Origin of the sequence: Rhizobium aethiopicum (assembly GCF_900094625.1) — a bacterium.
Lineage (GTDB): Bacteria > Pseudomonadota > Alphaproteobacteria > Rhizobiales > Rhizobiaceae > Rhizobium > Rhizobium aethiopicum.
The window spans coordinates 1-20,842 of record NZ_FMAJ01000026.1 but is presented as its reverse complement, the minus strand read 5'-3'; the positions used below and the strand labels follow the sequence as shown (position 1 = coordinate 20,842).

Annotated in this window: 21 protein-coding genes; 7 read left to right on the top strand and 14 right to left on the bottom strand. The window is 59.3% G+C overall.

Annotated features, from left to right (window positions below):
• The first annotated feature begins 280 nt into the window (after positions 1-280).
• The 3 genes from GA0061105_RS29355 (at position 281) to GA0061105_RS32600 (ending at position 3,160) form a co-directional block, all read left to right on the top strand.
• Positions 281-2,467, top strand: a complete 2,187-nt coding sequence (locus tag GA0061105_RS29355; RefSeq protein ID WP_092754663.1) for a PAS domain-containing sensor histidine kinase — start codon at positions 281-283, stop codon at positions 2,465-2,467.
• Positions 2,464-2,886: a response regulator gene (locus tag GA0061105_RS29350; protein WP_092754660.1), complete on the top strand. Its 423-nt coding sequence runs from the start codon at positions 2,464-2,466 to the stop codon at positions 2,884-2,886. Before GA0061105_RS29355 ends, GA0061105_RS29350 begins: the two co-directional genes overlap by 4 nt.
• A gap of 91 nt (positions 2,887-2,977) precedes the next feature.
• Positions 2,978-3,160, top strand: coding sequence for a hypothetical protein (locus GA0061105_RS32600; RefSeq protein WP_141130247.1), 183 nt, complete (start codon positions 2,978-2,980; stop codon positions 3,158-3,160).
• Positions 3,161-3,292: 132 nt separating this feature from the next.
• Here GA0061105_RS32600 and GA0061105_RS29345 read toward each other — a convergent pair whose 3' ends face one another.
• Positions 3,293-3,925, bottom strand: a complete 633-nt coding sequence (locus GA0061105_RS29345) for a hypothetical protein (protein WP_092754658.1) — start codon at positions 3,923-3,925, stop codon at positions 3,293-3,295.
• Between the two features lie 203 nt (positions 3,926-4,128).
• Positions 4,129-5,067 (bottom strand): sialate O-acetylesterase, encoded by a 939-nt coding sequence (locus GA0061105_RS29340; protein WP_092754655.1) that lies wholly within the window; start codon positions 5,065-5,067, stop codon positions 4,129-4,131.
• Positions 5,068-5,368: 301 nt separating this feature from the next.
• On the opposite strand from GA0061105_RS29340, the gene GA0061105_RS29335 reads away from it, so the two are divergent.
• On the top strand, positions 5,369-5,878 hold the full coding sequence (locus GA0061105_RS29335; RefSeq protein WP_092754711.1) for a GNAT family N-acetyltransferase: 510 nt from the start codon (positions 5,369-5,371) through the stop codon (positions 5,876-5,878).
• Between the two features lie 133 nt (positions 5,879-6,011).
• On the opposite strand, the gene GA0061105_RS29330 is transcribed toward GA0061105_RS29335, so the two are convergent.
• From GA0061105_RS29330 to GA0061105_RS29280, 11 genes are all read right to left on the bottom strand, one after another.
• Positions 6,012-6,350, bottom strand: a complete 339-nt coding sequence (locus GA0061105_RS29330; protein WP_064694507.1) for a slr1659 superfamily regulator — start codon at positions 6,348-6,350, stop codon at positions 6,012-6,014.
• A 7-nt stretch (positions 6,351-6,357) separates the two neighbouring features.
• Positions 6,358-6,918, bottom strand: a complete 561-nt coding sequence (locus tag GA0061105_RS29325; RefSeq protein ID WP_092754708.1) for a slr1658 superfamily regulator — start codon at positions 6,916-6,918, stop codon at positions 6,358-6,360.
• 6 nt (positions 6,919-6,924) lie between these two features.
• Positions 6,925-9,282, bottom strand: coding sequence for a SpoIIE family protein phosphatase (locus GA0061105_RS29320; RefSeq protein WP_092754652.1), 2,358 nt, complete (start codon positions 9,280-9,282; stop codon positions 6,925-6,927).
• Positions 9,282-10,454 carry a class I SAM-dependent methyltransferase gene (locus GA0061105_RS29315; RefSeq protein WP_064694505.1) on the bottom strand — a complete coding sequence of 391 codons (1,173 nt, stop codon included), beginning with the start codon at positions 10,452-10,454 and terminating at the stop codon, positions 9,282-9,284. The genes GA0061105_RS29320 and GA0061105_RS29315 overlap by 1 nt, the downstream gene beginning before the upstream one ends.
• Positions 10,451-10,960 (bottom strand): hypothetical protein, encoded by a 510-nt coding sequence (locus GA0061105_RS29310; protein WP_092754649.1) that lies wholly within the window; start codon positions 10,958-10,960, stop codon positions 10,451-10,453. Before GA0061105_RS29310 ends, GA0061105_RS29315 begins: the two co-directional genes overlap by 4 nt.
• A 67-nt stretch (positions 10,961-11,027) precedes the next feature.
• Complete coding sequence (locus GA0061105_RS29305; RefSeq protein ID WP_092754646.1) at positions 11,028-12,680, bottom strand: putative bifunctional diguanylate cyclase/phosphodiesterase; 1,653 nt, start codon at positions 12,678-12,680, stop codon at positions 11,028-11,030.
• Positions 12,681-12,919: 239 nt separating this feature from the next.
• Positions 12,920-13,753, bottom strand: coding sequence for a sugar phosphate isomerase/epimerase family protein (locus GA0061105_RS29300; protein WP_167358596.1), 834 nt, complete (start codon positions 13,751-13,753; stop codon positions 12,920-12,922).
• A complete protein-coding gene (locus tag GA0061105_RS29295; RefSeq protein WP_092754643.1) occupies positions 13,750-14,955 on the bottom strand; it encodes an NAD(P)/FAD-dependent oxidoreductase in 1,206 nt (401 codons plus the stop codon). The genes GA0061105_RS29300 and GA0061105_RS29295 overlap by 4 nt, the downstream gene beginning before the upstream one ends.
• 99 nt (positions 14,956-15,054) lie before the next feature.
• Entirely contained in the window at positions 15,055-15,366 is a 312-nt protein-coding gene (locus GA0061105_RS29290) for a MocE family 2Fe-2S type ferredoxin (RefSeq protein ID WP_092754640.1), read from the bottom strand.
• A complete protein-coding gene (locus tag GA0061105_RS29285; RefSeq protein ID WP_092754637.1) occupies positions 15,363-16,397 on the bottom strand; it encodes a sterol desaturase family protein in 1,035 nt (344 codons plus the stop codon). Before GA0061105_RS29285 ends, GA0061105_RS29290 begins: the two co-directional genes overlap by 4 nt.
• Positions 16,398-16,517: 120 nt before the next feature.
• The gene (locus GA0061105_RS29280; protein WP_092754634.1) at positions 16,518-17,519 is read right to left on the bottom strand and encodes a LacI family DNA-binding transcriptional regulator; all 1,002 of its coding nucleotides are present in this window, start codon (positions 17,517-17,519) and stop codon (positions 16,518-16,520) included.
• A 231-nt stretch (positions 17,520-17,750) separates the two neighbouring features.
• Here GA0061105_RS29280 and GA0061105_RS29275 point away from each other — a divergent pair, with 231 nt between their 5' ends.
• Complete coding sequence (locus GA0061105_RS29275; RefSeq protein ID WP_092754631.1) at positions 17,751-18,443, top strand: type 1 glutamine amidotransferase domain-containing protein; 693 nt, start codon at positions 17,751-17,753, stop codon at positions 18,441-18,443.
• Between the two features lie 137 nt (positions 18,444-18,580).
• Positions 18,581-19,024: an SRPBCC family protein gene (locus GA0061105_RS29270; RefSeq protein ID WP_092754628.1), complete on the top strand. Its 444-nt coding sequence runs from the start codon at positions 18,581-18,583 to the stop codon at positions 19,022-19,024.
• Between the two features lie 179 nt (positions 19,025-19,203).
• On the opposite strand, the gene GA0061105_RS29265 is transcribed toward GA0061105_RS29270, so the two are convergent.
• On the bottom strand, positions 19,204-19,488 hold the full coding sequence (locus GA0061105_RS29265; protein ID WP_141130246.1) for a hypothetical protein: 285 nt from the start codon (positions 19,486-19,488) through the stop codon (positions 19,204-19,206).
• A gap of 485 nt (positions 19,489-19,973) precedes the next feature.
• On the opposite strand from GA0061105_RS29265, the gene GA0061105_RS29260 reads away from it, so the two are divergent.
• Positions 19,974-20,842 (top strand): VCBS domain-containing protein (locus tag GA0061105_RS29260; protein WP_208601712.1); only part of this gene is annotated, 869 nt, incomplete at its 3' end.

The following is a 20,842-nucleotide window of genomic DNA, read 5'->3' as shown; positions in this document are numbered from 1 at the left end:
GGCAAGGCTATCTGCTCCGAGCCGCAGGCGACCAGTCCGCCGGCGGCTCCGGCCGGAAGTGATTTCGGAGGCCGATCACGTCGGCGGCGCGGCCTGGCTGCCGTGGGCTGTAGGAGCCACGCCGAACAAATCTTCGCCAGTCGTTGAAACCAATCCGCGAGTCAGGCGTTTGTGGCTGTTGACCCGTTGTGGAGTCATGCAGGGCGGACTCTCAATATCCCGCTGCTGTTCCCGTCTGCGATAGCTGAAGGCTGGCGGAGGCATTGAGTTAGGACGTTTGATGTCGAATGTAGAAGAATTCCCTGCGGCCGCCTCACGAAAGCTGAGCGAATTCGAGGCGCTTCTCAGTCTGGCGCCGAGCGTGCTCGATGCCATGCCCGGCGCCGTCTACGTCTGCGACCATGAAGGCTGGCTGGTGCGCTACAACTCCGAGGCTGCCGAGCTTTGGGGGCGCGCGCCGGCGCTCGATCAGAAGCATGACCGTTTCTGCGGATCTTACCGCCTTTTTCTGCCCGACGGCACGCCCTTGCCGCACGGCGATTGCCCGATGGCGGCGGCCGTTTCGCTGGGCACGCCGGCGCACAATGCCGAAGTCATCATCGAGCGGCCGGATGGTTTTCGTTTTCCTGCACTGGTGAACATTCGCGCGCTCAGAGATCACCAGGGAAATATTCAGGGCGCGATCAATTGCTTCCAGGACATCTCGGCGCATAAAGCGGCCGAGGAAGAGGTGCGCCGCAAGATCGGAGAGCTCGAGGACTTTTTCGAAAACAGCGCTGTTGGCCTTCATATCGTTAGCGGCGACGGCATCATCCGCCGCGCCAACAAGGCTGAGCTTGCTCTGCTCGGCTATAGCGCCGACGAATATGTCGGCCGCCACATTGCCGAGTTTCACGCCGATGCGCCTGTCATCGGAGATATCCTTCAGAGATTGTCATGCGGCGAGAAGCTGGACCGCTATCCGGCGCGGCTGCGGGCAAAGGACGGGTCGATCAAGCATGTGCTGATTACCTCGAACAGCCGCCTTCAGGACGGCAAATTCGTCAGTACCCGCTGCTTCACGACCGATGTGACCGATCTTCACGAGGCCGAAAGCGCGCGCCGCGAAAGCGAGGAGCGGCTGGCGGCAACATATAATGCTGCGACGATCGGGATCGCGGAAGCCGATGCCGGGGGCCGGCTTCTGCGGGTGAACGACGCCCTCTGCGAGATGTTGAAGCGCTCGCGCGAGGAACTTCTCAGCATGAGCTTCTTCGATTACACGCATGAAAGCGATCGCGCCGAGGATGGCGCGCTCTATGAGCGCCAGGTGCGTGGCGAGTTGGACAGCTATGCGTTGCGCAAACGTTCGGTGACGCCGGATGGGCAGACCATCTACCTTGATATTCACAGCTCGTCCGTGCGGGATGAATCCGGTCACTTCCGCTATGGCGTTCGGGTGATCCAGGACGTCACTGCGGCAAAGCAGATGGAGGATCAGATCCGAGCGAGCGAACAGCGCATGCGCGACCTTTTGGAAGCTCTGCCGGCGGCCGTCTATACGACAGACGCTGAAGGCCGCATCACCTTCTACAACAAGGCGGCAATCGAGATGTCCGGCCGTGTACCCCAACCCGGCGACATGTGGTGCGTTACCTGGCGTCTATACAATACCGATGGAACGCCTCTGCCGCATGACCAGTGCCCGATGGCCATCGCCCTCAAGGAAGACCGCCCGGTCCGCGGGGCCGAAGCCATCGCCGAACGTCCCGACGGCAGCCGGGTTCCGTTCATTCCCTATCCGACGCCCCTTCACGATGCCGACGGAAAGCTTATCGGGGCGATAAACATGCTTGTCGACATTACCGAGCGCAAGGATGCCGAGAGCCGGCAGAAGCTGCTGATCGATGAGCTTAATCACCGCGTCAAAAACACGCTTGTGACCGTGCAGTCGCTGGCGGGGCAAACGGCAAGGTATTCCAGCGATCTGGACGATTTTCGGCAGCGGTTCGAAGCGCGTGTGCTGGCTCTTTCGCGCGCCCATGATCTGCTGACGAAGCGGCAGTGGAAGGACACTCCTCTGGATAGCCTTGCTCGCGAGGTGCTGACGCCGCTTCTGGACGAGGCTGCGAGCAGGGTGACGATCAGCGGGGCTTCGGCGGATATCGAGCCCCAAACCGCTCTCAGCCTGACGGTTGTTCTCAACGAACTCGCAACGAACGCACTCAAATACGGAGCCTTGTCATCGGATGCAGGTACGCTTTCGCTGCACTGGCGCCTCGCTGATGAAACCGGGTCCGAACGGGAGTTGCTTCTCCATTGGCAGGAGCAGGGAGGTCCGAGAGTACAAGCACCTATGCGGCGGGGCATCGGCAGCCGCCTGATGGAGCGCTGCATCGAGCGGGATCTCGGCGGCACAATCGATCTCGCCTTCGAGCCTGCGGGTGTCATCTGCAGGATCTCGATCCCGTTGCGGGTCAGCAGATGATTGAGTTTTCCGATCTTAAGGTTCTTGTCGTCGAGGATGAGGGCGTCGTAGCGCTGATGATAGAGGACATGCTCGAGGATCTCGGCTGCAGCATCGCGGCATCGGTGGCGCGGCTGCCTGAAGCATGCGCAGCCGCCGCAGGCAGCGAATTCGATCTGGCTGTTCTCGATGTCAACCTGGCCGGTCAGCCGAGTTTTCCTGTCGCCGAAATTTTGCGCGAACGGGGAATACCGTTCATGTTCAGCACCGGCTACGGAAAAGGCAGCTTGCCGGAGGAATATGCCGGCTGTCCGGTGGTCGGTAAGCCTTTCTCGGTCGAAGATCTGAAACAGGAGATGACGGTGGCGATCGGCTCCAGGGGCAGCCTTAGGCGGACGAGAGGAGCTGATCGGTTGGCGTCGATGCTGCGGAAAGGGTGATCCTGGACCAGCTTCGTAAGCGACCGGTTGGCCTAAAGGGCGGAGCCTCGAAGCACCCGCCGCAGCGCTGCTCCAACAGGCGAGGTTCGAGGTGCTGTGCGAAATCTCGCCGCAACCGGCGCGAAGCAAGCCGGTACGCGTAGTGGTTATGGTGTCTGTCGGCGCGTTGCGCCTTGCTGCCGACCGCTGGGCGGAAGAGCAGGGCGGCAGGCCGTTCGCTGATTATGTGAAAGAGGCCTTTGCCGATCTGAACGCTGAGCTGGCCGAGGCATAAAGGCCGAAAACCGCCGGGAAATTTAGAAAAAAATAGAGCATTTCCGGTACTCAAACAAAACGGAAATGCTCTCCTAGTTTGGTGCGAAGCCCTACCAGACTCAGCTTCGCACCGCACGCACCTCACCCGTGGCTATTCGTCTGGCGCCGCCGACGCGGCGTTTTCCAGCGAGGTGCGGATCTGGTCGATCTTGCCGTCGGCATCGCCGACCCCGAGAATGGTCTTGGCTTCATCCAGGACCGCCGGGCTGACCTCACCGGTCTTCGTTGCGGAAGCCAAGGCATCCTCCAGCGCCTGGTCGCCCAGCAGGGGATCATCGGCCGCAGGCTCGATACCGTTGTCGAGTTCATACTGGGCATAAGCCACGGCGTAGGCCGAGATGGCGGCCATGCGTGGGTCCGATGTATTCATCAGCGCCCGATAATTCCGCTTCAGGGAGTTCAGGCCGGCAAGTTGCGCCGACAGGTTCTTCTCTTTCGTGCCGGCTGCTGCCTTGTCCGTCTTCTTGGATTTGGACTTGCTTCCAGCCTCCGACGATTTGCCTTTCACGCCGGACGATTTGGAGCTGCCATGGTTTGAACCGCTGTTCTGGCCGCCACCGTTTCCGTTGCCGCCGCCATTGCCGCCGCCGTTGCCGCCCCCATTGCCGCCACCGTTTCCACCGTCCTTTGCAAGGGCGGTCATGTCGAGTCCGACAATCGTTGCCGGGCTTGCTGCGAGCGTCAGTGAAAGCACGGCCAGGGATGCTAAGGTTGCTATCCGCATCGTTTTCCTCCGAATGAGACCATCAGGTGCCATGCAACTGCACGACGTAACCTGACTTGGAGGATAGAGTGCTATCGGCCGTTGCACATCGGACTGAGGTCCTGTTCGTGGGACCGGCTATGGTCCTAAGCCTTCGGGACGCGGCGTGCGAGCGGCGGTGATGGTCGACGCTCGCGAAGGCGCAAAAACCGGTTCAGGGAAGACTATCGCGAGCTTTCCAGGCCGCTATCGCTGCGCAGAAGGTTCAGCCAGGCTTGCGCCGCTTTCTCTCCGCCTGTAGCCCCGAAATGGCAATCGTCGTACCGGTCATCGCCATCGAGCAACGCGTCGGAATTCACGCCCTGTCGAATACCGTTGCCGCTTTTTGCCAGCGCCAGTTGTGCCTGTACGACCGCATTCTCTGGAATATGCTCCTTGAAGCCGCCGTTGCTCGGTTCGAGGCATTTCGATGCGATCGAAATGTAGACGGGTGCTTCGACGCCGTGCTGACGCATTGTGTCAACCATCGACATGAAACGCTCCCGATAGGCCTCCGCAGTGGTGCCGATAACCAGATCCGCCTCTCCTTGCACCCAGAGGACGCTCGTTACCCGATAACCGGATTCCTGCAGCTTTTTCATTGCATCGACCAGCACAGGATTGAAGTCGCCGCCTGCCGCCCATCGTGCGACCTCAGACCCCGAATATGCAAGAGGTGCGAGGACGACGCTGTCATTTTGTCCCGAATCGATCAGTTTGTTCCCCAGAAGCGTCCAGTACTCTCCCCTGGTATTGGTCGATCCAAGAAGCGGCGACGCCGCGATGAAGCACCGTTTGTCAAAGGCGTTGACGACGCGAGCGCCATGATTTGACCTGTGCCGTTGTCCACCGTAGTTGGCGGCGTTCGATTGGCCAAGAATGAGTAAGACAGCAGTTCGATCAGTTTGCGTCGGGCAGGTCACAAGCGTTTTCGATTCATCCCCGACGAGGCGTTCCTTGTCGTCGAAAGTATAACGGCTCGGAGCCGCCGGCTTCTCTCCGCCAACCATTTTCTTCAGCGCAGAAAGTTGTGGCCAAGGAAAGATCTCCTGTCTCGCGCTCATGCCGCCGAGAAAGTATATTGCGATCAAGCCGGCCAGGCCGACTGCTATTGTTCTGTGCATGTCGTTACCCCTCAAACATCATCCAATGACATGGAGCCTATCGGATCGATCAAGGCTGCTCCAGCCATGAAAGTTCCTTTAACCAGCCACATCTCTTGCTCGGGCATGATCTCGTCGCGAAAGATCGAGCCCGAAATCGACGACATCTCGCGTGCCGTCGTCGGAAACCTGCTCTAAGCTACAGACCGGACCAGTGATTGCAATCATCCGGACGGGTGAGATCGTGCTGCTGTGCAGCATGCAGTTTCCTGGCCGGACGAGCGAAGTAGGGGTAACAGTCATCGCCCAAAGGAGTGATAGGATGATCGATTTCAGACCGCTCACCGAAACGGATTTCCCCAGATTGTGTGATTGGTTAAATCGACCGCATATGCGCGCGCACTATCAAAAGGTGCCTGTAGAAATTGCGGATGTTGAGAAAAAATATTCGCCGCGTCTTAGTCCAAGCCATCCAACTCGCTGCCACTTGGCTTGTTATCAGGGCGAGCCTTTCGGGAAAATACAGTGCTATTTACTGCAAGATTATCCTGACTTCGCGGCTGAGATAGGCGAAGATGACGGGGTGGCCATCGACCTGTTCATTGGTGACGAGAGGTTCATGGGGCAGGGCCTTGGTAAAGCAATGCTTCGCTCGTATGTGCAGGATGTGGTTCCTTCCCTTTTTTCCGGAACCCTCAATTGTTTCGTCTGTCATGCGAAAGCGAACAAGGTAGCCATTCGCTGTTCGTTGTCTGCCGGCTTTCGTCCACACAGAGACGTCATTGAGGGCGGCGAAGCAAGCCTCTTGCTTTTGTTCGGCCGATCGACCTGAGGTGCCTGCCTCGCAGGATCGCTGGTGAGCGCGAAGCTGCTGTCTCCGTCACGGCGGTGATGTCGACGTGGGAAGTCAATTGGGTGGGCATTACCGCGGTCGTACGTATGGCGCGCCTACAACTCGCCGCAAATTACGCCAGCCGCAAATCGAGAAGCGGGTGCAACTTCTTCAAATTCGGAAGCGACTTCGCCTGCCACGGATGTTGATTGGTGCCTTTGATGACGAGCAGGAGGTCGCCCATTTTTCTCGCTTCGATCGTCAGCTTCGCCAGGAGATTGATGCCGGAGGAATTGAGGAACTCGAGGCCGGTCAGGTTGAACGTCACCTGTTTGTGTCCTTCGTGGAGGAGGCCTGTTATCAATGAATAAATCGGCGCGTAGGCGTCCGGTCCTGCCAGACGGAAGACGCCATCGAAATACACTTCGTTCTTTTCCGCCCATACGCGGAAGTTTTCGTCGCTGATTTCCATTCTTCGCTCACAGATTGGAGGAGGGGGGCATCGCCACAGCTGCAGTCGTCGTCAGTATGATATGCTCGTCATCATTCTCTTCGAATGTCCATGCCATTCTCGCATCGTAGTCGCTCAGAAGGGTGAGTAAACCCAAGCCGGAACCGCTTTCTGGCGATATGGCGTTGGTTTCGATTTGCTCAAGAAGAAGCGCGCCGGGTTCGTCCGATTGGAGGCGATGCAGCAGTGCTTGAAAGCGAGAGGCTGTTGCGCTGTCGATGGCATTCTTCACCCTCAGCAAGAAGCTTCCGTCGATCATGCCGGCTTCGATGAGGATTTCGCCGGGCTGTCGGAATTTGACGGCATTTTCGATCAGCTCGTTGCTGAGGTATCCGATGTCATGGTGCGCCTGCAGGTAATCCTTCCTCGAACGCGAATAGGGCAGCGCCATGATCTCCGCTATGAAGTCCGACGTCATTCCCGAATGCTTCCACCCAAGCTGAAGCGGCCCATCGCTCAATGTCAGGCGAGCGCCGGCATCCAGGCTGATGTCCGTCAGAGATTCGATGCCGTATATTTTGGGCGTCATCATGCCTCACCTATGCCTTACTGCAAGAAGCGTGATGTCGTCATAGATTTTCTGCGATCCGATAAACAACATCAGCGTCGCGATAATTCCGGAAACAACATTGTCGGCGCTCTGACCCTTCAATCGCAGCGCTTCGCTGCAGAGACGTTCGATGCCGAACATTTCTCCGGCGTCGTTTGCGGCCTCTGTTACGCCGTCGGTGTGCAGGAGTATGAGGTCGCCTTTCTCGAAGGCTATTCTACGGGTTTTGATGAATGCAGAAATATCGGCTTCCAACCCGATCGGTATGCCCAGATCCATGGTGTCGACGCGTTGGATCTCACCGTTCGCCCTCACAATGACAATTTCCTCGTGCTGCCCGGACAAGATCATCTCCTTGCCGTCATAATCGAGAAAGGCCAGGGTGAGATGCTTGTCTATTCTGGTCCTCACTATGTTTTTGAACAGGGCGCTGTTTAGATTCGCCAGAAATTCGACGGCGTCGGTGTTTCCTGCCTCCTGAAGAGCGCGGGCGACAGACTGGACCATCAGCATCAATACGCCGCTTTCCAGCCCATGGCCGGTGACGTCGCCGATGCCGATCTTCAGCCGCGTCCCGTTCTTCAATACGTCGTAATAATCACCGCCGACTTCTTCCGCGGGTCTCATATAAGCTGCGATCTCGATGTCGTGAAATTCCTCCAGCTCCTCTTGCAACGGAAGAACCATGAGCTGGATTCTCTCGGCGACGGCGAGCTCTGTTCCGAGACGGCGATTTTCTCGCTGGAGCTGAGCGTTCAGCGCCGAAATCTCTTCCTTCTGGTCTTCGATCTGGGCCGTTCGTTCTTCGACGATTTGCTCGAGATTTTCGGTGTGATAGCTGATCTGTTCGGCCATCCGGTTGAATGCTTCACCGGCAGCACCGACCTCGTCCTTGCTTGTTATCGCCACCCTGACGGAATAGTCCTGCGCCTGAATCCGCTTGGCGGCGCCCGCAAGTGCGCTGATTCCGCTCGTTATGCGTTTCGATGCCGCAAACACGGCGATCGCCACGATGATCAGCGACATCAGGATCGCCACGATCTGGTAGATCACGATCCGGTTGGTGGCCTCGGAGATTTTCGCCTGGGCGGCATAGAGGGAGGCATCGATTTCCCGCTCCGGCACAACCACGCCCAGCAGCATCGCCTCTTGTCGAACCGGGCCGCTGGACCAGAGATTGGTCGCCGGCAGTTTCTTTACGGTGACGAGATAGGGGACCTCGTTGCCATCTCGCTGCAGCAGCAGATGTTGAATGCCCTGTTCCCGGTCGAGAGCCAGTTTCGCAATCGCAGGCTGGGAGCTCCCTTTCAAGGAACGCTCCAGCCCGGTCACTCCGGTTCCGCTCGCACCGCTTGCGGAACGAAGGCCCAGCGTTTCTTCGCCTGTGCTGTTGATCGCGATCACGTTTCCGTCGGACATCGCCAGAAATCCGAAGCCGGACTGGGCCACTTTCACATTTTCAACCGTCTGGGCGAGCTGGTCGAGCGTAATGTCGGCGCCGGCTGTGCCGGCGACATCCTTCCTGTCGGCGGTCCAAAGCGGATGAAAGAAACTGACGATCAGCTTGCCGGTGATGGCGTCGGTATAGGGAGCCGTCTGTGTGATCTCGTCCGCGACCGGTCGCGTTTTTGCGTCCTTGGCCCAGGCCTGCCAGGACTCGTAAAGCCCCGGAAAAAAGAAGTCCCAGAAATCGGCCTCGTTGTGCCCGGGATAAAGGCGGTCGAAGGTCTGAGCCTGGTCGGTGTAGGGCGCCGTCCTGAAGATCGGCCTTTCCTTCGATCCGATGTAATACATTTGCAGCTTCGAAGCGCCGTGCTCCAGCAGGCTCGGCGCAACGAGGTCGAGAACCGCGCTTGTCTCTATGTCACGCTTGACATCGGCTGTCGGCTGGTGGTCCTGTCCGAGCAGGTAGCTCCAGACGCTCACGACGGAAGCGGAGCCGGGCGCGTTCTGAGACCATTTTCCCTTCTCATCGTAGGACAGACTGACGCTGCCCGGCGATGTGCGGGCGATCGCCGCGCCGACGTCGGAATTGCGGGCAGGATTGTCGATCTGCCCCTGGAGCACGCCTGCCAAAGTGTCGACGTCGTTGTGAACCTGCCGCAGGAGCAGGCTTACCTGGGCTGCGGTCGAATCCGCATAGGTGCGTATATATTCCTGGCTGGCGGCTTCAAGGCCCTGGCCGACCTCGAGCGTTGCGTCACGCGACAGCCGCTGAACATTCCAAAGAGCCAGGCCACCGCTGACCAGCAAGTCGAAGAGAACGGCTCCACCGACGAGCAGGATGAATTTCGCTCGAAACGAGCCCAGTCCCATCGGCCTTTTTGCTAATCCCCCATCCATTACAGCGGCTTTCGACCAGAGGCTGCCCAGATCGGCCAGCCTGCGTAACCTTTGGGGTGAAGAGCAGCAAAGACGTGATCCTTGAACCCTTGCCGGAACCTGCGAATGAAATCCGGCGAGTCGCCGCGGCGCACCGCCATCTCGCCTGCATAGACATTTTCCCAGGCTTCGATGATATCGGCGAAATCCTGGGGATCGCCGTCAAGGTTCGTCACCATGAAGCAGTCGACCATGATGTCCTCGAATCCGGCGTTGAGAAGGAGATGACGGCTTTTCGGTCCCATCTCCACGTCCATGTCGAAGTGCCTGAACAATTTCGCGACTTCCTCGTAGGTCCATCTTATTGATTCCGCATGCGGCTCTCCCAGGCAATGCGAATTCTTTTCGTTCGTGATGTAGACACGGCCTCCGGGCTTGCAGATGCGATAAAGCTCCCGCAGAAGCATCTCGGGGCGGTTGAAAATCTGTAGCGAATGTCGGCAGGTCACAAAATCGAATTGATTGTCCCGAAGCAGCATCTGCGAAGCATCGCCATAGGTGTACTCGATGCCCTCCAGACCGAAGTCGGCGGCGACCTTGCGGGCATAGTCGAGACTACGCACGGAATGGTCCAGTGCGACAAGGCGCGTCGGTTTGAATTCCCGCTGAACCAGGCCAGCGAAATCACCAATGCCGCAACAGATATCCGCCATGACAACACCGCTGCGCAGTCCATGGCGTGGCAAGAGCTCGCGTTCGTGCCTCCACGTCATTTTCGTCTGCGTGCGCAGAATGGGAATGAAGCTCTCGTCCTCGACGAAGCTTTGCCCGGGATAAAAGGCCGAATCGTAGATTTCAACCGACAGGTTCGGCTGCGATGCCGCCAAGGTCTCGAACAGCGAGGCAGACCACGCCATCACGCTCGACGTAATGATCTTGATCTGCCGTTCCGGCCTGGTTCGGCAGCCTGCCGCCAGCACCTCGGACAGGGCGGCGAAGGCCGTCATATTGATGTGCGTCAGGCGTTTGACATTGAGGTAAACCACTCCGCTGTATCTTTCCAGACTTTGCCGCACCAGCTCGAGAGCGTCGGCGATCTCGGCGGTGCTTTCTGGCCGCATCTTGCCGGACAGCACGAGCTCTTGATTTGTCGGATCAGACCGGACAGTGAAGGGCAGGGGAATAAGGCTCATCGGAAGTCCTCGCCCGAGGGGAAATCCGCAATCACTTCGATCCCGTCCGCGCCGTCTTGCTCGACGCGGATCGCGGCGCCGAATATTGCCGCCAGATTGCTGAGCAAAACCGCCCCATCAGAGTTGGCGATCAGGTGAGCGGACCCGCCGTCGAGAGCAGGCTGTCTTTCACCTGATCGTGGCTTCCTGGATTTGCGGCTGAATTCTCCCTCGCAAGGAAAGGCAATTCTCAGCCGATTGAACGTCGCGCTGCGATAGAGACTGAAACTTATTCTTCCGCGCCCATCCGTCGCACGGAAGGCGAGTTCGACGAGCTCGTTCGCAGCGACAGAGAGAAAGTTGGAGTAGCGAGCGGGATCGGTGTGACCCTGGCCAAGAATGTCGGAAAGATATTCGGTTATCTCGTCGCAAAACTGCCATTGAGACTTGAATGCTGCAACATTCATTTCCAGCGATACCATCGGCGAAAATGCGTGGTCGTCGAAGCGGGATGCTTCCTCTTCCAATATCCCCTCCATTCGTTTGTCTGGAGTCAGATTGCATGCGGTTCAAGCACGGCAAAAGGCGGTCGCGTTATGGTCGAGCGTGGCTCTTGGATGCTTCCGCCCGGGTAATAAATGCGTCAATCGCTTCGACCGCAAGTGGCCTGCTTACCAAATAGCCCTGAAGCCTGTCGCAGCCGACGCTGCGCAACCATTCCGCCTGACCCGGCGTCTCAACCCCCTCGGCTGTCACCTGCATGTCCAGGTCATGGGCGAGATTCACGACACAGCGGACGATTGCCTGGCTTTTCAGATCGGTTTCGAGATCGGTGATGAAATATTTGTCGATCTTGATCGTGTCGAAAGGGAAAGTCTTCAGATAGCTCAGAGAAGAATATTCGGTGCCGAAATCGTCAAGTGAAATTCGTATTCCTAACACGTTGAGGGTGTTCAGGGTGTCGATGTTGTTGACCGTGCGCTCGAGCAGCACGCTTTCGGTTATTTCGAGCTCCAGGCGCTCGGGTGGAAGTCCGACCAGGTCCAGCGTCTGGGAGATCCGGTCGGTGAGGCCGCTGGTCAGGAATTCGGCCACCGACAAATTGACGGCGACGATGTAGTGCTCCGGCCACTTCATCGCCTCACGACATGCCTGCTCCAAAACCCAGGCGCCGATGTCCGGCATCATTCCATCCGCCTCTGCCATCGGAATGAATGCAGCCGGGGGAATTTTTCCAAGCAGCGGGTGGTGCCATCTCAGCAATGCCTCGAAGCCGACAATGCTGCCGCACTCGGCAATGGGCTGGTATTCGACAAAGAATTGCTTTTGTTCCAGGGCCATGCGCAGGCTGCGGCGCAGCAGTTCCCGTTGCTCCAGCAATTCAAGCATGGCCGGGTCGAAGGCCTTTGCACGGCCGCGCCCTTCTTTCTTGGCAGTGTAGAGCGCGAGGTCGGATGCCTTCATAAGCTGCTCCGGACTCGTGCCGTCCGATGGAGCCGTGGATATGCCGATGCTGGTGCCGACAAAGACTGCGATGCCGTTTATCGTGAAGGGTTTTTTGAAGGCGGCAACCAAATCTTCCGCCAAGCGATGCGCTTTGGCTGGATGGCCCGCGCCAACGGAAATCACCGTGAATTCATCACCGGCCAATCGATAGGCGCTGTCGTCGCCGGAGAGGCAGGCTTGAATACGCCTTGCAGCCGATTGAAGAAGCTTGTCGCCGGCCGCATGCCCGAGCGTGTCGTTGACCGGCTTGAAGTCGTCGAGGTCGAGTTGCATCAATGAGAGCGTTTCGCTCGAGCCTGCGGTTTCCCCTAACAGCGAGGTCAGGTCCTCGCTGAACTGGCGCCGGTTCGGCAGTCCGGTCAGCGGATCATGGGTGGCGAGATGCAAAAGGGTTGCGCGCTCATCGTCAACGTCTTCCTCGGACCGGACCACGGCAAACAGGTCGCCGATGCGATAGATCGTCAGGCCGTGCGTTCCAGGGCTGCCGAAGTCGCCCGATATTCGCAAAGGCTGGGCGTTGTCATCCAGTGAACGGAAAGCGAGCATGATCGACGATTTGTCCAGCTCGGGAAAATGCTCCCAAAAGGACGCGGCTGGCTTGACAGAAGCCGGCAGTGCATTGCCAAGCAGATTTTCGATGGGATTCAGATCGCGGTCAAAGAACAAAAGCCGCTCGATCAAGCTCGAAGCTACTGCCTCCGTTTTTCCGAGGGCCAAGCGGGCAGCAGGAATTTTCCGCATGTCGGAGGCTCTCCCCAATAGGACGTCATACCAGACATTATAGCAACTTAACTGCCGCACAACTTGTGCACGTCAAGAAATACATTAGGCAATTCTGATTAACAATCCCCAACCTCTGCCCGACACGCTGGCGGCTATGGACCCCCCGCACTGATCTGGGGAGGGGTTACCGCCGTCGAGAAGCCGCGGCAGGGCTGACGGAAAAACGAATTTCAGCTCGGTTGTTCGTGCGCTCCGGCTCAGGCAATGGCAGCCCATAGCTCCCGCACCATCTGGCGCAGCGCCAGAGATTCGGCCCATCGGTCCGTGGAATCGTTGCCGTCTCTGCCGGTGATGGCATAGGGTTTGGGGCCTAATTCGCAGGTAAAGACCAGCTCGGCGTCATCGGCCGCGCGTGATCGCCAATGGCGAAAGCCGTACTCCCACCATTGCATGAAGAGATCGACCCAGGGCCGGTGGTGCGGAAAGGAGATTTCGATCTGCACCTGTTCGCGCGAAGCGACGCGGCCGTGAAAGGCATGGGCATTCTGCAGGATGCGCCGGATGGGCGCGTGATTTTCCTCATCGACCGGAAAGGCGAATTCGCGACCGACCAGGAAATGCGACAGATCGGCCAGCAAAGGCAGATCTGGACGGCGATCGAGCAGATCCAGCGTAAAGAACAGGTCCGTTGTCATCCTGTCGCGATGGGTTTCGATGAATACCGGAACACCCGCATCTTCGGCGAGCCGCATCCAGCCATCGAGAAGCGGCAGGCAGTCCTCGATGCGGCGGAGGCGGATATCGGGCTGCAGGTTGATGTGGCTGACCGGAAAGGCCGCGGCAAGTTCCAGCGGCAGACGCAGATCCTCGACACAGCGGGGGAAGCAGACCGCCTCGATCTTCAAGCCGGTGCCCCGCAGTGCCTGATCGAGGCGGATGACATCCTCACGATTGGTGTAATGCGCGCTGATGCCGTCGAAGCCCGCTTCTGAGATCGCGGCGATATTGTCGTCCCGACTGGGCTCGAACCCGTCCGTGTGCCGGCGTTCCATGGCCCAGAGCGACTGGAAGATCAGCAGCTTCTGCATCATGCGGCCCGCGCGCTTTTCAGAAGGGTCTTGAGGTTCACGTCCGGGTCGGCCAAAGTTGCAGGCTCGGGACTGATAGAAGCGGCAATCAGCATCTCGGCAAGCTTGATATGCTTGGCCAGGCCATTGCCGATGCCAAGACCCGCGGCGGCCACCAATCGCCCATTGTCGAGATAGAATTCGAGCTCTCCCTCCACCGCCGAACGCAGGACGGTCTGGTGCGCGGGCTGCGGCTGTCCTGCTACCTGGAGTCCAAGCTCGTACTGATCGGACCAGAACCAGGGAATGGCGGCAAAAATCTCGGCGGCGCCGGCCATGTTGCGCGCCGCGGTCTCGGCCTGCATTCTGGCGTTGCGCCAGCTTTCGTAGCGGATATGCCCTCCGCCTGGTTGGGCCACGGCGGCGCAATCGCCCGCGGCAAATATGTTCGGCGCGCTGGTGCGAAGACATGCGTCCGTCAGGATTCCGTTGCCTGTCGCCAGTCCCGATGCTTCCGCAAGGGCGATTTCAGGCTGGACCCCGATGGCGCTGACGACGAGATCAGCGGGCAGGATGCTGCCATCGCTCAGAACGACACCATCCTCGCCGATTGCCGCAACGCTTCGATTGAGGTGGAAGCGCACACCTTCGGCGGCATGCCGGGCATGCAGCTTGTCCGCAAAGCGGGCAGGGACGGCGCGGCCCAAAGCTTTCGGCGCGGCTTCGATGATGCAGACCGTGACGCCCTTTCCGCGAAGCACGGATGCGAGCTCCATCCCGATCAGACCGGCGCCGACAATCGCGACGCTCTGGCCGGGCGCGACATGGGAGAAGATCGCTTCGGCGTCGGCGTGGGTGCGGAAGTCGAGCGCGCGCGCTGCGCCCGCACATGCAAGCCGCCTCGGCCGTGCGCCCGTGGCCAGAAGCAGCTTTTCGTAAGGTAATAGGCGACCGTCGCTTAACGTTACGGTAGCAGCGGCGGCATCCAGCCTGGCGGCTGACAATCCGTTCAGATAGGTGACGCCCGCTGCCGCCAGCGTATCCGACGCGCAGATCAGCTTCATCTGTACCGCGTCGCCGACCGGTTTCGACAGAGGCGGCCGCTCATAAGGCAGGTGGGGTTCGGCTCCGACCAGCGTCACGGATCCGCGATAGCCCGCCTCGCGCAGTGCAAAGGCCGCCCGCGTTCCGCACTCGCCCGCGCCGATGATGACGATACCGTCCATCCTGTTCTCCGAAATACAGATTGATTTCAGGTCACCCTCCCTTGTGTGCGGGTCACCGCTCTCCTCGCGGAAGGCCGACGGGCCTGTCCGAGAGGCCCCCTAGCCGAGGGCCACGTGCACCTCGCCGTCGACCACCTGCGCCGAATAGGTCTTCAGGTTCTCGCAGGCCGGTAGCCTCAGTGCCTCGCCGGTGCGATAGTCGAAGGCGCCGGAATGTTTCGGACATTCGACCTCGAAGTCCATCACCAGTCCGTCGGCGAGATGGATCGCCTCGTGTGTGCAGAGCCCGGCCGTGCAGTAGACGCTGTCATCCGGGCCGCGGTAGATCGCGTAGGTGCGTCCGCCATGGTCGAAGCGGATGGCGCCTTCCTGTTCGATGTCGTCGAGTTTGCCAGCTGAAACCCAGGTCATTCGGCGGCTCCTTCGGCTTCCAGGCGCGCCTTGCGGGCGGCGAGTTTTTCCTTCCGCCTGCGGTAGCGCTCCTGCATCTGCGCCTCGCCTTCAGGGGAGCCGTCGTGCCAGGTGCCGAACCACTTATCGAGCGGGATCAGGGCGTCGCCGTAGTTCACCTCGAAGTACTTGTGGTGGAGGTAATGCGCATAGGCGTGGCTATCGACCAGCCTGTCCTTGCCGACCTCGACCTTGTCGAAGCCGACATGGCCGGGAATTGCCCCGAAGCCGGCATAGTGCAGCTGATAGAGCATGATGACCGGGTTGGAGGGCAGGATCAGGTGGTAAAACGCCGTTCCGAAATAGAGCAGATGCTCGACCGGATGCATCGACAGCGACGACCAGGGCGAGGGGTTGACGGAATTGTGGTGGACCGAATGCACCCATTTATAGAGAAACGGCGTGTGGATGAGCCGGTGGATGCAGAAGAAGTGGAACTCGTGAATGACCGGAACAACGAGCGCGACGAGCGCCAATATCCATGGATTTTCGGCGAAGCCGAGCCACGGTGCATAGCCGTTGGCATAGGCCCAGAGCATACCGATTTCGACGGCGGTCCAGATCACCACGCCCGACAGGAAGGTACGCAGGATATTGTCGGGGTTCTGGCTTTGAAACCAGAAGGCGCTGTTCGTCTGTTCGGCGGGGAACTTGCCATTGTACTTGAACCGGTTTTCCTGCCGCTTCAACACATAGAGATGCAGTTCGAAGGCGCCGTAGAAAAGGAGGACCGAAATGGCGTTGACGGCGTAAAGCCAGGCGATCCAGCCGAGGCTCAAGGTCTGCAAGGTGGCGACCGGGGGAATGATCCAGGCCCAATAGGCGAGCGCAGACGCCGCAAACATCAGGTTCCAGGGAAGGAAATAGTGCGGCAGCCATTTCCGGATTGCCGTCAGTTGCGGCGGGAAGGCGAAAAGCGGCGCGGTTTCGACCGGCTGGTTCGGCGCCCAATCGCCGCGCTTGTTACGCTTGCCGAAGTTCAGATCATCCATTGCATCTCCTCCGCGGGCCAGACTCGTTCGGATAAGGAGAGCACCTCGCGCGGATCTTCTCCCGACGCGAAAGTAGCAGGGGCAGTTGCGAACGCCGAAGCCTTCCTTGATCTGATTAGATCAAAGCGCTTCCTTGGTGATGGTAATGAAACGGATGGGTGCCTGGTCCGGATTGATATCGGTCAAGCCGATGCGGCGCAGGATGAGGTCGAGCGCCCGCCGCGCCTGCGCTTCCGGCGCCTGATCCAGCACGACATCCATGATGCCGTCCTTTAGCGCCGCGCGGGTATAGTCCGTCAATTCATGCCCGACGTAGAAGACGTCGCGACCGCGCGGATGCCGGCGAAGCACTTCGATGAGGGCGGAATTGGCGCCGCCGGCATTGTAGAGGCCGGCAAGGCCGGGATAGATCTCCAGGGCCTGCCACAACAGATCGGCGCTGGCGCGCTCATCATCGCCACCCAATCCCAGCCATTCGAAATTGGAGGCGCCGGGATGATCGCGAAAATAGTCCGAAAAGCCGCGGATCCGATCGCGATGCACCTGATAGATCGGATGGCAGATCGCAACGACAGGCCCGGCCCGAAGGGCCATTCGACTGATATAGAGCGCGGCCGTCCGGCCGGCTGCATTGTTGTCGATGCCGACGAATTCCCCGACCCACTCGGAAGCGCGGGTGACGACGTGGACCACCGGCAGACCCTGCGAATTTACCTTTTCCACTGCGGCGCTGATCAAAGGGCTGCTTGGCACGGCGAGGATCAAGCCGGCACGGGAAAGCTCGGTGGAGAGGATGCGTCGGGCAATCGCCTCCGCGTTCATCTCGTCGGTGAAGCTGCGGTGCACGACGACCAATGGATCAAGGGTCGCCGCAATCCTTTCGAAGGCGTGGGAGAGGCGACGGTAAAAGCTCGTTTCCGGACGGACCATCAGCACTTCGATCCTGAGCAGGCCGCGATGGGCGTCGGGAAGCTTGCGCGGGTAGTCCAGGAGACGCGCGGCGGATATGACCTTCTCGACCAGTTCCGGGCGAACGCCCCCGCGTCCGTTCAGGACCCGCTCGACCGTCGCCGTTCCGACGCCGGCATGGCGGGCGATATCCTGGTAATTCGGCTTGCTCACTTTCCAAGTCCTTCGGATGCCAACGCGATGTGATCGAGCCTATGGGTAAATTTTTCTTCTTCATACAGCCGAGCGCCACAACGCACAGGCAGTGACGCAACGCAAAGCTTGTTTCGCGGGTGCAGCCGATCTATGATTTCTCACAATTCAGCATGAGATTGCAGCCAGTATTTCACCGTTAAACCGGACGCGGGAGGCTTTGGCTTCCGGCCGGGTCGAAGGAACTGAGCAATGAAAGTCCTCATGGTTCTCACATCGCATGATCAGCTGGGAAATACCGGCAAGAAGACCGGCTTCTGGCTCGAGGAGCTCGCGGCCCCTTACTTCGTCTTCCGCGACGCCGGCGCCGAGGTCGTGCTGGCGTCGCCAAAAGGGGGGCAGCCTCCACTGGATCCTAAGAGCAACGAGCCAGCGTTTCAGACGGAAGACACGAGGCGATTTGAAAGAGACCCGGCCGCGACGGATGCCCTCGCCAACACGTTGAGGCTGTCCGACATCGACCAGGCGGATTATGACACCGTGTTCTTCCCCGGCGGCCATGGCCCGCTTTGGGACCTGACGAACGACCGCAATGCGCACGCGTTGATCGAGGAGACGCTCGCGGCGGGAAAGCCACTGGCGCTCGTCTGCCACGCGCCGGGCATCCTGACCAATGTCAAGGCGCCAGACGGCGGGCCGATCGCAAAGGGTCGGACGGTGACCGGCTTTACCAATTCCGAGGAGGCCGCCGTCCAACTCGTCGAGGTCGTGCCCTATCTGCTCGAAGACGTGCTGAGAGAACAGGAGGCGAAGTTTTCGGCGACCGTGGACTGGGCCGTGCATGTCGTCCAAGATGGGCCGCTGATCACCGGACAGAACCCGGCCTCGTCGAAGCAGGCCGCGCGCCTGCTGCTCAACGCGCTTGGCAATCAGGCCGCAGCATGACGCGAAACGTGTCTGCGGTGCGGTGCCGTTCGGCTTCGTTCGATTTTTCTTAGAGAAAAGATTGGCTCCGTGTCGGGTCGGCGAAGGCTTGTCCGTCCTTAGCTCGTTCATTCCGTCACCTTAAAAGGATCACGACCATGCCAAGCACCATACGCCTGCACCGCGTTTTTGCGACCAGCCCGGAGAAGGTTTATCGCGCCTTCATCGAAGCAGACGCGCTCGCCAAATGGCTGCCGCCGAACGGCTTCCTCTGCACCGTGCATCACCTGGAGCCGACTGTCGGCGGCACGTTCAGAATGTCTTTCCGCAATTTCACGACCGGCAACAGCCACGCCTTCGGCGGTGAGTTTCGCGAGCTCGTCCCGGGCGAACGCATTCGCTATACGGACAAGTTCGAAGACCCGAACCTGCCGGGCGAAATGGAAGTCACCGTTGCCCTGAAAAAGGTTTCGGTCGGCACCGAAGTGGACATCACCCAGGCCGGCGTGCCAGACCTCATCCCGCCCGAAGCCTGCTACCTCGGCTGGCAGGAGTCGCTCCGCAATCTGGCCCGGGTGGTCGAGCCTGACATCAACGAATGATGCAAATGCGCGAGACTAGACGAGCGGCGCCGCGCAGCCGCTTGCCACTTCTCCGCCCGTCATTCCACAATATTCTGTGGTAGGGGCGGAGAGGCGGGAGTTGCAGGGGCTGGGGGTGGTCGGCCGCGGTCGGCCGAATTCTAAGCGCAATGAGCGCTTGGCTTGATTGTGCTGATCGTCTAGCGCGCGGGAAGCAGCGAAGACAGCCACAGGGAATAGGTCAGGGATATGCCCGTCGACCACAAGACCATCGGCAGTGTCATCGCCTCAGAGATCAGCTTGGCGACTTCCTGTGGATCGAGTTCCCAGGAAAACAGCGCGACCGTCTGTTCCGGCTGGCGGGTCTTCGGGAGTGCTTTCTGCATCTCTTCGAGCACGGACGCGGTAGCGGCTTGTTCGGCTGCTGACGCGTTCTGAACTGGAACAATCGCGGTTTTAGCATTGTTTTCGGCTTCGCCGGACATTTGGAGCTCCTTGTTTGGCTTCGTTGGTAGAAAGCCGATCCGGGGCTAGAAGTTTCATGACATGTCGATGAAATGATCGGCGTCGACTCAGACGATGCTGACCTGATCGCTTGAAAATGGAAACGCTCTGAAGTTCCTGACGCTTCGTCAACACCTCGCGCGCGCCGTCGCACCTCATTGCTCATTAGGATCCAGGTCTGCGATTTCAGCGTCGGCGATCGCCGGCGCGCGCGTGCCGCGCTGACAGAGGCCTCTCTCGCAGCGAATTCGGGAAGAAATTAACCGTCGCAAGAAAATCGTCTTCCATTTCAAAGTATATATGTTAACACTTTATTAGGGATGGGGAGTATTACGGTTTAGATTTAAGAAAAATGGGCGTTGTTCCCGAAAATATCGGCATGGCGGTGCGATTCTGCGCTTGCTGCCGGTTTTATAATCTTGAATCCATGCTGGTTTACTTATTTTCTATTGTGGGGGGTATTTTGATGGGTACGCAGAGCAGCGGCGGTGGCAGCACGACTTCTTTCACCAATACGCCACAGGCGACGGATGACTCTTACATTTGGACGGAAGACCAGCTGCTCAGTCTCCAGCTCTACAATGCGGCCACCAAAACCATAACCCTCGACGTGATGTCGAATGATCTTGGCGGGAATGCCAAATCCCTGTTCTCCGTCGACGATGGAGACGGCAATCCAATTACCACCGACTATGAGCTACTTGCGAAAGATGTCGGAGCGAACGGGGCATCTGCCTGGGAGAAGACCCTGCTCGGCAATTGGGTCAGGATCAACAATGGAAAGATCGAATACCGTCTTAGCGATGGAAGCGGCATCGCTGGCTCGGGCGCGGATATCAACACGCTGTCTGCCGGTGAAATCCTCAAAGATAGTTTCGTCTACGCGATACGGCTCGGCAACGGCACGCTGAGCGAGGCAAATGTCACGATTTCGCTCACCGGCGCCAACGATGCGGCTTCGATCGTCGTCGATGCGACGGTCACCGACGACCGGGCAACGGTCGAGGCGGGTGCGGCCGGCAGCGGCGATCCGAGTGCCTCCGGCAAGCTGACGGTCAGCGATGTCGACGACGGCGAGGCGGTGTTTGCCGCCCCGGCCTCGCTCGACGGCATCTATGGCAGCTTCAGCTTCAATGCCGCCACCGGCAGCTGGACCTATACGCTCGACAATGACCGGGCGGCGACGCAGGCGCTCAATCAGGGCGACGCCGTCAGTGACACGCTGAGCGTCAGCTCGCTCGACGGCACGGCCAGCCACAACATCGTCGTCGCCATCACCGGCGCCAACGATGCGGCTTCGATCGTCGTCGATGCGACGGTGACCGACGACCGGGC

Coding starts and splice junctions, on each gene's coding strand:
- GA0061105_RS29335 (WP_092754711.1), top strand. CDS start 5,369: ATGATCGATTTCAGACCGCTCACCGAAACGGATTTCCCCAGATTGTGT.
- GA0061105_RS29330 (WP_064694507.1), bottom strand. CDS start 6,350: ATGGAAATCAGCGACGAAAACTTCCGCGTATGGGCGGAAAAGAACGAA.
- GA0061105_RS29340 (WP_092754655.1), bottom strand. CDS start 5,067: ATGCACAGAACAATAGCAGTCGGCCTGGCCGGCTTGATCGCAATATAC.
- GA0061105_RS29275 (WP_092754631.1), top strand. CDS start 17,751: ATGAAAGTCCTCATGGTTCTCACATCGCATGATCAGCTGGGAAATACC.
- GA0061105_RS29290 (WP_092754640.1), bottom strand. CDS start 15,366: ATGACCTGGGTTTCAGCTGGCAAACTCGACGACATCGAACAGGAAGGC.
- GA0061105_RS29325 (WP_092754708.1), bottom strand. CDS start 6,918: ATGACGCCCAAAATATACGGCATCGAATCTCTGACGGACATCAGCCTG.
- GA0061105_RS29295 (WP_092754643.1), bottom strand. CDS start 14,955: ATGGACGGTATCGTCATCATCGGCGCGGGCGAGTGCGGAACGCGGGCG.
- GA0061105_RS29285 (WP_092754637.1), bottom strand. CDS start 16,397: ATGGATGATCTGAACTTCGGCAAGCGTAACAAGCGCGGCGATTGGGCG.
- GA0061105_RS29350 (WP_092754660.1), top strand. CDS start 2,464: ATGATTGAGTTTTCCGATCTTAAGGTTCTTGTCGTCGAGGATGAGGGC.
- GA0061105_RS29300 (WP_167358596.1), bottom strand. CDS start 13,753: ATGATGCAGAAGCTGCTGATCTTCCAGTCGCTCTGGGCCATGGAACGC.
- GA0061105_RS29265 (WP_141130246.1), bottom strand. CDS start 19,488: ATGTCCGGCGAAGCCGAAAACAATGCTAAAACCGCGATTGTTCCAGTT.
- GA0061105_RS29320 (WP_092754652.1), bottom strand. CDS start 9,282: ATGGATGGGGGATTAGCAAAAAGGCCGATGGGACTGGGCTCGTTTCGA.
- GA0061105_RS29345 (WP_092754658.1), bottom strand. CDS start 3,925: ATGCGGATAGCAACCTTAGCATCCCTGGCCGTGCTTTCACTGACGCTC.
- GA0061105_RS29315 (WP_064694505.1), bottom strand. CDS start 10,454: ATGAGCCTTATTCCCCTGCCCTTCACTGTCCGGTCTGATCCGACAAAT.
- GA0061105_RS29305 (WP_092754646.1), bottom strand. CDS start 12,680: ATGCGGAAAATTCCTGCTGCCCGCTTGGCCCTCGGAAAAACGGAGGCA.
- GA0061105_RS29355 (WP_092754663.1), top strand. CDS start 281: ATGTCGAATGTAGAAGAATTCCCTGCGGCCGCCTCACGAAAGCTGAGC.
- GA0061105_RS29270 (WP_092754628.1), top strand. CDS start 18,581: ATGCCAAGCACCATACGCCTGCACCGCGTTTTTGCGACCAGCCCGGAG.